This window comes from Flavobacterium sp. (genome assembly GCF_031411595.1).
In the GTDB taxonomy this organism is placed as follows: Bacteria; Bacteroidota; Bacteroidia; order Flavobacteriales; family Flavobacteriaceae; genus Flavobacterium.
On the sequence record NZ_JANOBI010000056.1, the window covers coordinates 1 to 16,135 of the forward strand.

Here is a 16,135-nt window from a genome sequence, read left to right on the forward strand (position 1 = left end):
ATGAAATTTGATTCAATCTCAACTACAGAAAAAAATATTTTAAAAAATAATTTGCTGTTATTTTTAATAAACATTAACAAAATGATGTATGATAAAAAATCAATGGTTATTAGTGAAATATCTTATGTACCCTACTTTAAAAATGAGACAAAAAGCGATACATTAATTTTAAATTTTTTCAATCATAATCAATATGTAATAACTACTGATTCAATTATTGATGGAAACGATAAAATTAAAAATTTTAAAAGTTATAAAAAGAGTAATATCTGGCAAATAAAGTATAAACCAAAGTCAAATAAATCGACTTATTATGGGAAAATATTTGAAGTTGATACAGATGGAAATACCAAATTAATGAAAAATATTAAACATACAATAACAAAATAAATCATGGATTTTCCAAAATTCAAAGCCGCCACCGTACAAACTTCACCCGTTTTTCTCAACGTAGATAAAACGATCGACAAAGCCATTACGTTTATCAAAGAAGCCAGTCAAAACGGTGCGCAAATCATCGCTTTCCCCGAAGTATTCATTGCATGTTACCCGTATTGGAACTGGATTATGACGCCCGTACAAGGCAGCAAATGGTACGAAGCATTGTATAAAAATTCAGTCACTGTTCCCAGTCCCGAAATCAATCGGATTTGCCAAGCCGCTAAAGACCATGACATTCACATTGTCATCGGAATCAACGAACGCGGCAACAGTTATGGTGAAATCTACAATACCAATCTGATCATCGACAACCAAGGAACCATTATTGGAAAACACCGAAAACTCGTACCAACTTGGGCAGAAAAACTCACTTGGACATCAGGCGATGGTTCTTCACTCAAAGTCTATAAAACTGAAATTGGCCCAATAGGCACTTTAGCATGTGGCGAAAACACCAATACTTTAGCGCGATTTACGTTATTATCTCAAGGCGAATTAATTCATATTGCCAATTATATTTCATTGCCAGTTGCGCCACCCGATTATGATATGGCGGAAGCCATTAAGATTCGTGCAGCCGCTCATTCATTCGAAGGGAAATTATTCACCATCGTCTCGTGCTCCACCATTTCACAAGAAATAAAAGACGCACTGAGAGCTGATGTTCCGAATGTGGATGAATTACTAACTAGAAAAAACTCAGCATTCTCAGGATTTATCGGTCCAAACGGCGCTGTAATTGGTGAACCATTAATCGACGATGAAGGAATCATTTACGCCGATATCGATCTTGAAAAATGCATCCAACCCAAACAAATGCATGACATTTTAGGACATTACAATCGTTTTGATATTTTCGATTTGCGGGTGAACACCGCACCAACAAGAAACATTACTTTTATAGACAATCACGAAGAATTCAATAAAAAGATATAACACAGATTTCACAGATTTACACGGATTAAAATCTGTGAAATCCGTGTTATAAAAAAATAATAATCATTTCAAATCAGAATATGGAAGCAAAACATTCCGACGACGTCATAGGTCGCGCTCGAGTACAAGACACTCCCGAACTTGAAGCGTATTATAAAGAACTCGAAGCACTCGGTGCCGGTGCCTTATGGACAGTCGCCAACGACATCGAACCATGGGAACCACGCTCCTCTTCTATTCCAATGCTTTGGAAATATGAAGATTTACGAGGTCTGGTTTTAAAATCATCCGAACTCGTAACACCTGAAAAAGCAGGCCGTCGCGTAGTCTATTTAGTTAATGACAAACGTAAAGATGTGAGTGCCGCTGTGGGTTGGTTATACACCGGAATTCAAGTCACACGTCCAGGAGAAAGCACTTCGGCACACCGCCACAAAGCATCGGCATTGCGTTTCATTATGGAAGGCGACAAAGGATACACGGTTGTTGATGGTAATAAAATCATGCTTGAAGTCAATGATTTCGTGATTACACCCAATTCTACTTGGCACGAACACGGCGTAGAAGCTGACGGCAAAACCTGCATCTGGCAAGATGGCCTAGATATTCCACTAGTCAATGCACTTGAAGCCAATGATTATGCTGTATACGACGGCAAACAACCACTCATCGCGCCGGTCAATCATTTGCCGATGACCTTCAGCGGTTCTGGATTGATTTCGCCTGACATCGCTTGGGATAAACCGTATTCACCTTTATTCAAATATTCTTGGAAAAATGTCTATCCCGCACTTTTAGAAGCTGCGAAAGTCAATGACGGCTCCGCTTTCGACGGTATCATCATGCAATACACCAACCCATTGACAGGTGGTCACGTAATGCAAACCATGGGCGCTTCAATACAATTGTTGCGTGCTGGTGAACATACAAAAGCCCACAAACACACCGGTTCATTCGTCTACCAATGCGCCAAAGGCAAAGGCTACTCGATTATCAATGGCCAACGTTTCGACTGGAAGGAGCGCGATATTTTCTGCGTACCTTCGTGGGCATGGCACGAGCATGTGAATGGTTCGGATACCGAAGATGCGTGTTTGTTCTCGTTCAACGACTTGCCAACTATAGAGAAACTGGGATTGTATCAAGAGAAAATATACGAAGAAAATAACGGTTATCAGATTTTAAATTAGGAGCTGTTTCCCGCTATCATTCCAATCTTTTTTTTAACCTTCCAGGTTAAAAAAAGGATTTTCCCTTCTATCGGGGCTAGGGCACTAAAAAAATATAACGCATAATAATAATTTAGTAACATTAATCAATACAACCTTTGCGAACTTTGCGTTAACCATTGCGAACCTTGCGGTTAAAAAACTTATTCCGCAACCCTCCATACAATTCACATCGTAATACTCGCTCGGGTCAGAACCTCAGTTCCTCAGTCACTCAGTAACTTTAAGAAAAAAAATGAAACTACTCACCTACCAAACCCAAAAATCCGAAGCCAGACTCGGATTCATCCACAACGACAAAGTCATCGACATTCAGAATTTTGGAGATGTCATGCAATTCCCTTTGCCTTCAACCATGCTTGAACTCATTGACATGGGCGATTTAATCATTGCGGAAATCAACTCACTGATGAAAAGCTGCGACCCTGGAGACTTAATAGGAATCTCATTTACTATGGAGGAAATCACCATCCTCGCTCCGATTCCAAAGCCACGTAAAAACATTATTGGTATTGGATTAAATTTCACAGAACACGTAGCCGAAAGCGCACGTACTTTAGACACATCCAACGAGCTGCCACAAAAACCAATCATATTTTCTAAACCTCCCACTGCAGTAACTGGAACCAATACCAACATTTTACTCAACCCGAAACTCACCCAACAACTCGATTGGGAAGTCGAATTGGCTGTGGTTATTGGCAAGCCCGGAAAATACGTTGACAAAAAAGAAGCACTTGACTATGTATTCGGATACACCGTCATCAACGACATTTCCGCGCGTGATTGCCGACGTGCCGGCCAATGGATTGTTTCTAAAGGACAAGATACTTTTGCGCCGATGGGACCGATTTTAGTGACCAAAGACGAAATCCCAAATCCTCATGATTTGAATTTATCTTTAAAAGTAAACGGTGTAGAAAAACAAAATGCGAATACCAAATACATGCTGTTCAATATCAATGAACTCATAGAAGATCTAAGCACCGTCTTCACACTCGAGCCCGGCGATATCATTGCTACCGGAACTCCAGCCGGAGTTGGTGCAGGCCGCAGCCCACAAGAATGGCTTTGGAATGGCGATGTTGTTGAAGCTACTGTTGAAGGTATCGGAACGATTGTCAATACGGTAAAAGAAATTAATGTTTAACATTTGATATTAAGAGGAGAATGTCCAGTGGACATTCGGTTTAAATTAAAGTCCAAGCTAATTGTTAAACGGAATCTCGCGTTAGGGATTGAGCAATTGTCTGAGCTCTTTTTGTGCCGTTGTTCGGCGCGAAAAAGCGAGTGTGAAAGCCCGACCCTTGTGGTAACGCCCAAAAATAAAAATGTAAAGCCGCAGGCGTGTCTAAAGCGCAGCGTGTCTAAAAATCCAATAATCCTATGAAAACATACAGAATCGGACAGATTGTTCCTTCTTCGAACGTCACGATGGAAACCGAAATTCCGGCTATTTTCCATTCAAGAGAAACCATATTACCCGAACGTTTCACGTTTCATTCGAGCAGAATGAGGATGAAGAAAGTCACCAAAGAAGAACTCGAAGCCATGGATGCGATGAGTTTGAAATGCGCTCAAGAACTTTCCGATGCGCATGTTGACGTTATGGGTTATGCTTGTTTGGTTGCCATTATGAGTATGGGTCGCGGTTATCATTGCGTTTCTGAAGTCAATTTGCATCAGGAAACTATTGCTAATGATTTTCCAACACCAATCGTTACTAGCGCCGGAGCATTGATTAACGGATTGAAAGTTTTAGGCGCAAAAAAAGTAGCGATCATTACGCCTTATATGCGACCGTTGACCGACATGGTAGTAGATTATATCGAGCACCAAGGTTTTGAAGTTGTGGATTCAATTGCTTTGGAAATTCCGGATAATTTAGAAGTCGCTGCGCAAAACCCGATGAATTTACTCGAAATCTACAAACGTCTGAACCTCAAAGATGTTGATGTGCTTGTAGCTTCAGCTTGTGTTCAAATGCCTTCACTGGCTGCGATTGATTTGATTCAGAAAGAAGTGGGTATTCCAGTAACTTCCGCCGCAGTTTGTACGACCTATGAAATGATGAAGAAATTAGGCATCGAAGCAAAATCGGCAATTGGCGGTGAATTGTTGAGCGGAAAATACTAATTATTGTTTTGCAATGATATGTTGGTATTGCTTGGTATTAGAAGTAATGGTGATGAGATATAAACCCACTGGATATATGGATAAATTGCCGTAAAATGTATTGGCACCCATAGTTGTATTCATACTGTAATTAAAGATTTTTTGTCCTGTCATCGAAAATATTAAAACTTCGGCTATATCATTATTTTCTGCATAGAAATCTATTGTAAACTTATCTAATATCGGATTAGGATAGAGCATAAATTGCAATTGATCTGGGACATCAAAACCTAGATTTGGACAAAGCGTTTGTATAGGAGAAACATAACCTCCACTGCTTGTATCATTAATTCCAATTCCAAGTTGCCCATAATAATTCGACCCCCATCCCCATCCTTCACCATTGGTTTTTAAGGCAATTCTTTGGTTTAATTGAGAAGAAATACTTTTCCAATCATGATCATCATTAATTGGAATTAAAATGGAAGAACCGGTTGAAGTTCCATTACCAAGGAAAGGATTGCCACAACCCCATAAAGTACCGTTTTCCTTAATGAAGTAACTACCCCATCTACCTGCTCCTATGGCGTTCCAATCACTGTCAATACCAACTCTAACGGGAGCAGTTTGTACTAGCGAGGTAACAAAACCTAATTGGCCTTCGTTATTTGCCCCCCAAGACCAAATCGTACCATTGTTTTTGAGGGCAATTGTATGAGATTGACCTAATGAAACAGCTTTCCAATCGGTTGCAATTCCTACTTGTGTTGGCACGTATCCTGTTGCAAATGTCCCGTATCCAAGTTCACCTGAGTTATTGTAACTTCCCCATGTCCATAAAGTACCATCTGTTTTAATAGCGGCATTAATATCATTACAAACCACAGTCAACCAATTATTTTCTGTACCAATTCTAATAGGAATCAATTGACGCGGCTCACTACCAGCACCTAAAAACCCAAAAAAGTTATCACCCCAACCCCATAGAGAACCATCCTCTTTTATAGCTAAAGAGCGCGAATGGCCTGCAGAAACAACCTTCCAATCGCTATCATTTCCTATTTGAATTAAAGTATTCTGCTCATTCGTAGTTCCATTTCCGATAGCACCATAGACATTGTTTCCCCAGCCCCATAAAGTTCCATTATTTTTTAAGGCTAAAGTATGCGAGTTTCCTGCGGAAATAGATTTCCAATCGGTACTGGCGTCTATTAGATTGGGTGCATAACTATTATCGTTCATACCATTTCCTAATGGATCTAATGTACGGTATCCCCAAGCCCATAAAGTACCATCAGTTTTGATACCGACTGTGTGATTGGCTCCGTTGCTCAGAGCTCTCCAACATTGCGCTTTAGCATTGAGCAGCGTTATAAGTAAAGTAAATAGTATTACAATTTTAAGTTTCATCGAGTTAGTGGTATTGATTGTAACAGAAATCTATACGCTAGATTTATTTCAAAAAAATAATTTGAAGTTTTAAATATAATCGATTTATTTTAATGGTGAAACTGATTACTTTTTTTTCGTAAATTAGAGGCACTTTTAAAATTAAAAAAACTATGAAAAGACAAGCAACTGCCGTTTGGAATGGCACAGGAAAAGATGGCAAAGGAAACTTAACCACACAAAGTACAGTTTTGAATAAAACACAATATTCATTCGCATCAAGATTTGAAGAAGGCGTCGGAACCAATCCTGAAGAATTAATCGCTGCTGCGCATGCAGGATGTTTTACAATGAAATTGGCTTTTAATTTACAAGCCGCTGAATTCACGCCAGATGAACTCACAACCAATTGTAAAATCACTTTAGATAATGGCGCCATTACCGAATCAGAACTTACATTAAAAGCTACTGTTGCGAATATTTCTGAAGAAAAATTTGCGGAATTGGTTAAAGATGCGGAAGCCAATTGCCCAATTTCTAAACTTTTAAATACTAAGATTACAGTAACATATCAATTGAACTAGAATTCAAATTTACCACAATTTAAGAAAGCGCTTCGGTGCTTTTTTTTAACACATAAACACATTCAATATGAACGCAAGTAATTTTGAAATCAACATCAATGCTCCGGCTTCCAAAGTCTGGCAAACCTTATGGGAAGATGGTTTTTATATGCAATGGACGAGTGCTTTTCATGCCGGTTCTTATGCCAAATCAGATTGGAAACAAGGCAGTAAAATACAATTTCTATCACCCGGCGGCAAAGGGATGTATAGCGAAATTGATGCGCTCGAGCACAATAAGAAAATGGTTTTCAAGCATCTTGGAGAAATAAAAAATTATGTGGAACAGCCGATAGAAGACAGTGTTTCCTGGTCGGGTTCGAAAGAAGGTTATACCTTGACGGAAAGCAATGGTCAAACTAACCTTGTTGTCACCGTCAATTTTCCTAAAGAAATGGATGCTTATCTGAGCGAGGCTTTTCCGAAAGCATTGGCGATTCTAAAAGAACTTGCGGAAAAAAATTACATCACGGTTTCCACTTCCGTGAATGCTACTATTGAAAAAGTTTGGGAATACTGGATTGACTCGAAACACATCGTGCAATGGAACCATGCTTCAGACGATTGGCACACACCTAAAGCGGTCAATCATGTGAAAGTCGGCGCGCATTTCAGTTATACGATGGCAGCCAAAGACGGCAGTATGAGTTTTGATTTTGAAGGCACTTATATAGACGTTGTACATCATGAGAAAATAAGTTACGCCATTGTTGGTGGAAGAAAAGTATTCTTATTGTTTGCTCTTATCGACAATCAAATTAAAATTGTGGAAACTTTTGAAGCTGAAAATGAAAACTCATTGGAGCTCCAAAAAACGGGTTGGCAAAATATCTTGGATAACTTTAAGAAGCATGTAGAAAGCGATGGTTAGCATTGAAGCATTTACTGCAATGGCTTTGTCTTTTCCTGAAGCTGTTGAAGAACCTCATTTCGAAAAGAGCAGTTTTCGCGTGAGTAAAAAAATATTTGCCACTTTGAATGAAACAGAAAATCGAGCAACCATAAAACTTTCAGCAATAGATCAAGACGTATTTTGTTGCCGAAAAGACTTGATGTTTCCAGTTCCGAACCAATGGGGAAAACAAGGTTGGACACACATCAATCTGTTGACGATTCCTGAGGAAATGTGCCTCGATGCGCTGACGACTTCTTATTGTGAAGTGGCACCTAAAAAATTAGTATCAACCATAAAATCAAAATAAAATGAATTCAAAATCAACAAAATTTATTTTCTGGACTACTACGATTATTATCTTTTTATTTGAAGGTGTCATGCCGGCATTAACCTCACAAACTGAAATGGCTAAAGAAGGCATCAGGCATTTGGGCTATCCTGATTATTTTGGCGTAATGCTTACTGTTTTCAAAGTTTTAGGTGCGTTGGTGTTGATCATACCTCAAGTACCACAACGACTAAAAGAATGGGCTTATGCAGGTTTTGCATTCGATTTTATAGCTGCCTTTGTAAGCAATTGGGCTGTCGATGGTTTGAGTCCGATGTTAGCATTACCCATTATCTTTTTAGGGATTTTGCTGGTTTCCAATATTTATTATCACAAATTACAAAACCTAAAAACGGTTTGATTGTTTGACATCAATGCATAAAAAAAGCTTCCGTGGTTGGAAGCTTTTTTTGTTTATCGTTTGAGTGAAAAATGCGCTTTAAAATTTTTCGCCGCGCCGTTTTCTTCATAATCAACACTAAACCAATAATCATCAGCTGGTAAACGTTGTCCGTTGAAAGTTCCGTCCCAACCATCGCCACTTGGAAAGATTTCTTTTAATAATTTCCCATAGCGGTCAAAGATGAATATTCTAGCATTCAATTGTTCCTTCAATCCTGCAATATTCCATGTGTTATTATATCCATCATCATTTGGAGTAAAGAATTTCGGATAATTAATCACCAAAACATCTCTGGTTAATGGACTTGAACAACCGTTAGCATCAACTACTTTTATAACGTGTGTTCCTGAACTTACCTCATAAAAAACATTACTTTCTTGTAATGGCCCATAATCCAATTGATACAAATAATTTCCTGGATCAGTAGCAAGCACTGTAATGATTTGATTTTCTTCAAAATAATTGGTTACAATGCCATCAATAGCAATTAATGTATATTCATTTACTGTCACATTCAAAGTTTGCGACAAAGCACATTCTCCAGCATCGGGTGTAAATTGGTAGATTCCAGTTACTGTATTATCGATGGTTGCCGGAGACCATGTACCCGAAACTCCATTTGGAGATATTGCAGGCAATGGTGGTGCAATGGTTCCTGTACATAAAGCCAAATCAGGAAATCCTGGGTAAACCGGTTCGGTTACAGTAATAAACATCGTATAGTGAGTAGCGCATTCAGTCAATTCATCAGGAGTAAACTCGTATGGAAAATTATTAATACTAGTTGTATTATCAACAACTGCTGGGTTCCATGTTCCTGTAATTCCGTTAGGGGATGTCAAAGGTAAAACCGGTGCTGTCGTTCCTTTACAAAATGCAGGAATCGTTGCAAAGTCAGGAACTGTTCTTGGAGTGATTGTGACACTTAGAGTTTGGGTAACAGCACACTGATCCGAATTCGGAGTAAACAAATAATTACCCGAAAGCGTATTACTGATGATTGATGGCGACCAAGTACCTTCTACTCCATTAGGCGAAGTGTTTGATAATAAAGGCGCTGCTTTTCCATCACAAATATCAGAAATTGGTTGAAAGTTTGGTATCAATACCGGAACTACTGTAAACGATAATGTTGTTAAAGTATTCGACACACATTGCCCGGCAGTTGGGTTAAAAGTATAAATGGTAGTTCCTAAATTAACGGTACTTACCGTAGGCGGATTCCATGTTCCGGTTATCGCAGGAGTATTTTCTGAATTTGTCGGCAAAATTGGAGCCACTGCTCCTTGACAAAGCGGGGCAAATGCTCCGAATAAAGGCACTATTCTAGGATTGACTGTTATTGTTAATTTAGCTATGGTAGCACATAAACCAGGTGTTGGCGTAAAAGTATATTCTGTAGTTGAGATATTGTCTAACGCCGGGTTCCAAGTTCCTGTGATGCCATTGGTTGATGTTAACGGCAACGGTGCTAAGGTATTGCCTTCACAAATTGGAGCAACCGCATTAAACGTCGGGAGAATATTTGGATTCACAGTAACCAATCTTGTTGCATTGGTATTGTTACATCCACCTGTACCAGTAATCGTATACGTCATGGTCGCAGTGCCATTGGTAATTCCTATAATCACTCCAGTAGATGCATCTATTGTTGCTACTGCAGTGTTCGAAGATGTCCATGTTCCGCCCGATGCTGTTGATGCAAATGTCGTTGTACCACCAACACAAATGCTTTGTCCACCACTCAATATTCCGGGGTTTTGTGGTGCCGAAACTGTTACTGTTCTCGTAGCTGGTGTACTGGCCGGGCAACCTCCGGTTCCGTTAACAATGTAGTTTATTGTAGCAGTTCCTGCGGCAATTCCGATAATATCTCCGGTACTTGATACTGTTGCAACCGTAGTATCTGATGAACTCCAAATACCACCTGTTACAGTTGATGTAAATACTGTAGGGAAACCAATACAAATGGTTTGATTACCACTTAAAACTCCAGCACTAGGAATCGCCGAAACCGTTACAGTTCTTGTAACTGTAGCATTCGGACAACCTCCGGTTCCTGAAACTGTGTAAGTTATCGTTGCAGCGCCTGCTGAAACCCCTGTAATGACACCTGTAGCATTTACAGTAGCAATGGCATTACTTGATGAACTCCAAGTTCCTCCCAATATCGTTGGGATAAATGTTGTTGTATTGGCTACACAAATCGCTTGATTTCCGCTTAATGTTCCCGCACTTACAGGATTACTTACTGTAACTGATCTTGAACCAGTAACTGAAGCACAACCTCCTGTACCAGCAACAGTATAATCAATGGATACTGTTCCGCTAGTTACTCCTGTAATCACTCCCGTGGAAGCATTTACTGTGGCTATGGCAGTATTGGCTGAACTCCATGTTCCACCTGTTGTCGTTGAAGTAAATGTGGTGGTCAATCCAACACAAACGCTTTGAGTTCCACTTAAAGTACCTGCAACCGGCGGCGATGCTACTGCAATGGCTTTTGTAAATTGATCGGCGCATGGAAACAACGTAGCATTAGGCGTAAATACATAATTACCACCTGTTGTATTACTAACTGTGGCTGGTGACCATGTTCCTGAGATACCATTTGTAGAAGTTGTTGGTAATGCCGGAGCCACAGATCCGGAACATATTGATGAAGGCAACGTGAAAGTTGGTGTTGTTGTAGCGACACAATTACCACAAGTAATTGTAGTTGGTAACACACAAGGATACCCATCAATGGATGTAATATTGAATGTTGCGCTTTGTCCCGGTAAAACGCCCATTACTTCAAAATGGGAAATATTCCAAGCTCCGGTTACTAATGGTCCACCATTGATGGAATACGTATAATGATATACCGGTGGTCCCGCAAGGTTATTCCAATCAAACCAAATAGACGTAGTGGTTGTCGCTTGATTTGGGTCGCAAAACATATTAATAACACCTGGAGTATTATTGACAATGACACTAATGGCTTTGCGTGGACTTTCACAAATTCCTACCGTTTGACTTACATAGTAAGTTCCATTCGCTGCAGTAGAAGGTGTTGGCGCAGTAGCTGAAGCTGTACCACCAGTGGCATCAGTTCCATACCAACTTAATGTACCGCCGGTTGAAGCAGTTGCCGTTAACGGTACCGCAGTACTTCCTTGACAATAATAAATTGGAGATGTTGCTGTGGGAATAGTGGCAGGCGTTGAAGCTATAAGTGCAATATTTGTTATTGGTGAGACACAACCCGTTGTAGTATTTCTGACAGTTACATTATAGTTTGAAGCAGCCAATCCAGAAAATGAAGGGTTCGTTTGATATGTAATACTATCTATACTATACTCAAGATTAGATCCCGATGGAGTCGTTACTAAAATAGTTCCTGTTGCAACAACACAACCTGGCTGTGTAACTGTCAAAGTTGGTGCTGATGGTGCTGTTGGCAATACAACCACGACATTGGCCGCATTAGAACAACCACTCACAGTATTAGTAACTGTAACGGTGTAGGTTGCTGAAGAAGTTGCAGTTGACGGATTTGGGCTATTCAATGGCAAGCCTGGACCGTTCCAAACAATTGTTACACCCAAGTCTGTAGAATTTCCAATTAATTTCACCCCACAATTTGGAGCAACACCTGTAGTTCCAGAAACATTAGGAGCACCTGTTGTAGCATTAATAGTTAAAACAACGGGAATTGAAACACAAGTTGTAGCAATATTTCTAACTATAACTGAATAATTATTAGCTGCTAATCCAGTAAAAATAGGACTTGGTTGGTATGTAGTCCCATTGATGCTGTACTCAAAATTTGCTCCAATCGGTGCACTAACGGTAATTGTTCCTGTGGGTACTATACAAGAAGTTTGAGTTGTTACACTTGCAGTTATAACGGGCCTTGGAATAACAGTTACCGTAACCGATTTAGGAGGAAGTACACAAGTATTCGATCTTGAAAAAACAATATCATCCAATGCAAAATCATTTCCGGCGAGCGCTATACTTCTGTTATAAATACAAATTTGAGCAGTCGTAACACCAGCACCGGCAGTCCAATTATAAGATTGTTGTGTCCATGTACAAGTGGCAGCAGGAGCTAATGCCGTTCCTAGTGAAACGCTATTAATGGTTACGTCAATATTCGCTTGATTGGGAGTTGCTAAAGTTTGTACCCAATATTTAATCGCATAACTTTGACCTGGAGTTACAGGAACTGTTTGACACCAAACTTTATCATTTCCACTGTTAGAAGTTGAACCATCGACAACCATCATTTTACCGGTTGTTGATGTATGGTCATTACAAGGAGAAAAACCTACTTCCCATGTTTCTGCATCTGTCACAACACCATATGCTTTTTGTACATTGGTTGGATTGTTTGGATTGTAATAGTTATAATCGCTTGTAAAACCAACATTCCCTAAGAAAAAATCGCCATTGTATACTAAATTATCGGGCGTTACGGTTGTTGAATTTACGGTGTAAGTAGTCGTTACACCAGGACTGACCGATGGATTCGCACCAGATGGAACCGCTTCAGCATTGTCGACGCTCCAAACATAAGTTCCGCCTCCAGTTGCAGTTAATGTTGTGGAAGCTCCTGCGCATATTGAAGCATTAGCTGCCGTCAAAGTCAAACCTGTTGGAGCTGGAATGATGATTCCTGTTTGTGAAATAGACGTTCCTGCATTATCGGTCACGGATAAATTATAGGTGCCCGGAGCTAATCCTGTAAAAAAACCAGTTGGGCTATTAGTCGGCGCAATGGCTCCTGATAATGTATAATTTACATAAGGTTGTGTTCCTCCTATACCATATCCAAAAATGGTTCCGTCGTTAGCATTGATGCAAGTTAGATTTGTAATGGAATAGGTTAATGATAATGGTGGTATTGGTGCTATTAGAGAGAAGTCATCGACAGCAAAATCATTTCCGCCAATACTGGTATTGTCATCAAAAATTTCGATATTCACACAAGCATTGGTTGGTCTGAAAGTATAGACAACATGTTGCCAACCTATGGCTGGAAGTGGTGCTACAACATAGCCATTAGGCAGTACTGTATTTACTGAAGTCAAAGTGATATTACTGGCATTATTCCATGCAATACCAATTTGAGCTTGAGTACCTAAATTAGTCGTCGTCGTTGAAACCGATTTAATCCAAAAACTAAAAGTATAAGTTACCCCTACAGTCAATCCGCAAGCTCCTCCTCCTGTGTTTCCTGCGCGCCAAAATCGTTGTTGTCCACCGGTATTGGTTCCATCGACAACCAACATATTCCCACTTCCTGAATGATCAGTTCCAGCTATAAAATTAGCCGTATTCATTGGAAATGGATTGTTTGTCACTGCATAATTTCCAGGGATTGTTGTGCCGGAAGGTACAACTGCATTATAACAACAGCTGTTAATACTAAAGCCAACACCATTACCTCCACTTTCAAAATCACCGTTGGTTAATAGATTCTGAGCAGAAAGCCCCAATGAAGTAAGTAAAATTATATATAAATATAGAGACTTGGATAATCTTCGCATCATTTGATTTCTTTTAATTTACTAGTAAAATTAAGGGCACAAGATAGTAAATATTGCTAAAAGTATAAAATTTGAAGTTTTAAAATTTCATACTATTTATACACAAAAAAAGAGTTCTAATAGTAGAACTCTTCTTGTTTAATTTATATTGCTTTTGATTAATACTTTAGCAATTTCAATAAAGCAATTTCAAAACGTTCTTTAGGTAAATATTGGTCTTCCAATGCTTTGGTAAATGGAATCGGACTGTCTAAACTGGCCACTCTTTTTACAGGTCCATCCAAATATTCAAAACAATCTTCCATAATCATTGCAGAAATATCGCTCGCAATACCGCCAAACATGCTGTCTTCTTGCAAGATTATAGCTTTGTTGGTTTTTTTAACCGAAGCATAAATCGTTTCTTTATCGAGAGGTTGCAAAGTTCTTAAATCAATCAAATCGGCTGAAATATCAGGGTTTTTGTCTAATACTTCCAAAGCCCAATGAACCGCTGCTCCGAAAGCTATAATAGTAATATCATTGCCTTCTTTTAACATCGCTGCTTTTCCAAAAGGCAAAGTATAATAGTCTTTAGGGACTTCTTGATAAACGCTTCTGTATAATTGTTTGTGTTCAAAAAACAACACCGGATTAGGGTCGTTGATAGCCGTTGCTAATAGGCCTTTCGCATCATAAGGAAATGCCGGATAAACCACCTTTAGTCCCGGAGTTTTGGTAAACCAAGCTTCATTAGTTTGGGAGTGAAATGGCCCAGCTTGTGTTCCGCCGCCACAAGGCATTCGAACTACAACGTCTGCATTTTCTTGCCAACGGTAATGTACTTTTGCCAAGTAATTCACAATTGGATTAAATCCTGTAGAAACAAAATCTGCGAATTGCATTTCAACAATCGCTTTATAACCATTAATAGACAATCCCATTCCGGCTGAAACTACAGCACTTTCACAGATTGGTGTGTTGATGATGCGTTCTTTTCCGAATTGTTCAACAAAGCCATCGGTAATCTTAAAAGCGCCACCATATTCAGCAATGTCTTGTCCCATGATTATTAAATTGTCATGACGTTCGAAAGATTGCTTTAATCCTTGTGAAATAGCGTCTACCAATCTAATGTTATCGGTTTCATTAGAAGGATTAACTTCTTCAAAATCATACGGTTTATATACATCGTTTAATTCCTCATCATAGTCGGCTTCAATCTCAGCTTCGGCATTGGCAATAACTAAATTGTCATCGATTTCTTTCTTGATTTCAGTTTTCCATTCCTCATCTTGAGCAGCAGTCATTACGTTTTGCTTGATCAAATATCTTCTGTAAGTTTCTACAGGATCTTTCTCTGCCCACAAATCCATAAGTTCTTGCGGAACATATTTGGTACCGCTCGCTTCTTCATGACCGCGCATTCTGAATGTTTTGAATTCTAGCAGCACCGGACGTGGATTGGTTTTCATCGAAGCTACGATTTCTGAAAGTTCAATATAAACTTCCAAAATATTATTTCCATCAATGATGTGACTTTCCATTCCGTAACCAATGCCTTTGTCAGCAAGGTTTTCACATCGATATTGTTCGTTAGTCGGAGTTGATAAACCGTAACCATTGTTCTCGATCACAAACAAAACCGGTAAATCCCAAACCGATGCTATATTCAAAGCTTCATGGAAATCACCTTCACTCGTTGCGCCTTCACCAGTAAAAACCGCTGTGACTTTGCCATTCTTTTTGAGTTTATTCGCTAGAGCAATCCCGTCAGCAACACCCAATTGTGGACCCAAATGCGAAATCATACCAATGATTTTATACTCTTGAGTTCCGAAGTGAAAACTACGATCACGGCCTTTAGTAAAGCCACTCGCCTTACCTTGCCATTGTGAAAATAATCGGTATAATGGAATGTCTCTACCTGTAAACACACCTAAGTTTCGGTGCATCGGTAAAATGTATTCGTCTTTGTCTAAAACTGCAGTAACACCAACCGAAATCGCTTCTTGCCCAATGCCGGAAAACCATTTGGATACTTTTCCTTGACGAATCAGTATCAGCATTTTTTCCTCGATAAGTCGTGGCTTGAGTAATCTTTTATATAAATCTAGTAATTGTTCGTCGCTTAAATGTCTTCTTTCAAAATTCATTATAAAGTATCGGTTGTATTAAAACTGTTCAAAAGTATAAAAAAATAACAGGATGACCGTGAAATGTATTTTTTTTTTGAATTGTTGATAACTTTTAAAATTGC

General features: G+C 39.2%; 12 protein-coding genes. 9 read left to right on the forward strand and 3 right to left on the reverse strand.

Annotated features, from left to right (window positions below; translation table 11 throughout):
* The 5 genes from RMO03_RS13050 to RMO03_RS13070 form a co-directional block, all read left to right on the forward strand.
* Nucleotides 1–390 (forward strand): hypothetical protein (locus RMO03_RS13050; RefSeq protein WP_309642547.1); only part of this gene is annotated, 390 nt, incomplete at its 5' end.
* Nucleotides 391–393: 3 nt separating this feature from the next.
* Complete coding sequence (locus RMO03_RS13055; RefSeq protein ID WP_309642548.1) at nt 394–1,377, forward strand: carbon-nitrogen hydrolase family protein; 984 nt, start codon at nt 394–396, stop codon at nt 1,375–1,377.
* An 80-nt stretch (nt 1,378–1,457) separates the two neighbouring features.
* A complete protein-coding gene (locus RMO03_RS13060) occupies nt 1,458–2,567 on the forward strand; it encodes a cupin domain-containing protein (protein ID WP_309642549.1) in 1,110 nt (369 codons plus the stop codon).
* A gap of 274 nt (nt 2,568–2,841) precedes the next feature.
* Nucleotides 2,842–3,756 carry a fumarylacetoacetate hydrolase family protein gene (locus RMO03_RS13065; RefSeq protein ID WP_309642550.1) on the forward strand — a complete coding sequence of 305 codons (915 nt, stop codon included), beginning with the start codon at nt 2,842–2,844 and terminating at the stop codon, nt 3,754–3,756.
* A gap of 236 nt (nt 3,757–3,992) precedes the next feature.
* Nucleotides 3,993–4,742, forward strand: a complete 750-nt coding sequence (locus RMO03_RS13070; protein WP_309642551.1) for an Asp/Glu racemase — start codon at nt 3,993–3,995, stop codon at nt 4,740–4,742.
* Here RMO03_RS13070 and RMO03_RS13075 read toward each other — a convergent pair whose 3' ends face one another.
* Nucleotides 4,743–6,131: a T9SS type A sorting domain-containing protein gene (locus tag RMO03_RS13075; RefSeq protein WP_309642552.1), complete on the reverse strand. Its 1,389-nt coding sequence runs from the start codon at nt 6,129–6,131 to the stop codon at nt 4,743–4,745. It lies immediately after the preceding gene.
* Between the two features lie 152 nt (nt 6,132–6,283).
* Between RMO03_RS13075 and RMO03_RS13080 the strand changes: the two genes are divergently transcribed.
* The 4 genes from RMO03_RS13080 to RMO03_RS13095 all read left to right on the forward strand — a co-directional run bounded on the left by RMO03_RS13080 (nt 6,284) and on the right by RMO03_RS13095 (nt 8,317).
* The gene (locus tag RMO03_RS13080) at nt 6,284–6,694 is read left to right on the forward strand and encodes an OsmC family protein (protein WP_309642553.1); all 411 of its coding nucleotides are present in this window, start codon (nt 6,284–6,286) and stop codon (nt 6,692–6,694) included.
* 67 nt (nt 6,695–6,761) lie between these two features.
* On the forward strand, nt 6,762–7,604 hold the full coding sequence (locus RMO03_RS13085) for an SRPBCC family protein (protein ID WP_309642554.1): 843 nt from the start codon (nt 6,762–6,764) through the stop codon (nt 7,602–7,604).
* Nucleotides 7,597–7,935, forward strand: coding sequence for an MmcQ/YjbR family DNA-binding protein (locus tag RMO03_RS13090; RefSeq protein WP_309642555.1), 339 nt, complete (start codon nt 7,597–7,599; stop codon nt 7,933–7,935). The genes RMO03_RS13085 and RMO03_RS13090 overlap by 8 nt, the downstream gene beginning before the upstream one ends.
* A 1-nt stretch (nt 7,936) precedes the next feature.
* On the forward strand, nt 7,937–8,317 hold the full coding sequence (locus tag RMO03_RS13095; RefSeq protein ID WP_309642556.1) for a DoxX family protein: 381 nt from the start codon (nt 7,937–7,939) through the stop codon (nt 8,315–8,317).
* Between the two features lie 53 nt (nt 8,318–8,370).
* Here the strand turns inward: RMO03_RS13095 and RMO03_RS13100 are convergent, their stop codons facing one another.
* Together RMO03_RS13100 and RMO03_RS13105 are read right to left on the reverse strand one after the other, a co-directional pair.
* Nucleotides 8,371–13,899 (reverse strand): T9SS type B sorting domain-containing protein, encoded by a 5,529-nt coding sequence (locus RMO03_RS13100; RefSeq protein WP_309642557.1) that lies wholly within the window; start codon nt 13,897–13,899, stop codon nt 8,371–8,373.
* Nucleotides 13,900–14,054: 155 nt separating this feature from the next.
* Nucleotides 14,055–16,031, reverse strand: a complete 1,977-nt coding sequence (locus tag RMO03_RS13105; protein WP_309642558.1) for a dehydrogenase E1 component subunit alpha/beta — start codon at nt 16,029–16,031, stop codon at nt 14,055–14,057.
* Nucleotides 16,032–16,135: the final 104 nt, after the last annotated feature.

Coding starts and splice junctions, on each gene's coding strand:
- RMO03_RS13055 (WP_309642548.1), top strand. CDS start 394: ATGGATTTTCCAAAATTCAAAGCCGCCACCGTACAAACTTCACCCGTT.
- RMO03_RS13060 (WP_309642549.1), top strand. CDS start 1,458: ATGGAAGCAAAACATTCCGACGACGTCATAGGTCGCGCTCGAGTACAA.
- RMO03_RS13065 (WP_309642550.1), top strand. CDS start 2,842: ATGAAACTACTCACCTACCAAACCCAAAAATCCGAAGCCAGACTCGGA.
- RMO03_RS13070 (WP_309642551.1), top strand. CDS start 3,993: ATGAAAACATACAGAATCGGACAGATTGTTCCTTCTTCGAACGTCACG.
- RMO03_RS13075 (WP_309642552.1), bottom strand. CDS start 6,131: ATGAAACTTAAAATTGTAATACTATTTACTTTACTTATAACGCTGCTC.
- RMO03_RS13080 (WP_309642553.1), top strand. CDS start 6,284: ATGAAAAGACAAGCAACTGCCGTTTGGAATGGCACAGGAAAAGATGGC.
- RMO03_RS13085 (WP_309642554.1), top strand. CDS start 6,762: ATGAACGCAAGTAATTTTGAAATCAACATCAATGCTCCGGCTTCCAAA.
- RMO03_RS13090 (WP_309642555.1), top strand. CDS start 7,597: ATGGTTAGCATTGAAGCATTTACTGCAATGGCTTTGTCTTTTCCTGAA.
- RMO03_RS13095 (WP_309642556.1), top strand. CDS start 7,937: ATGAATTCAAAATCAACAAAATTTATTTTCTGGACTACTACGATTATT.
- RMO03_RS13100 (WP_309642557.1), bottom strand. CDS start 13,899: ATGATGCGAAGATTATCCAAGTCTCTATATTTATATATAATTTTACTT.
- RMO03_RS13105 (WP_309642558.1), bottom strand. CDS start 16,031: ATGAATTTTGAAAGAAGACATTTAAGCGACGAACAATTACTAGATTTA.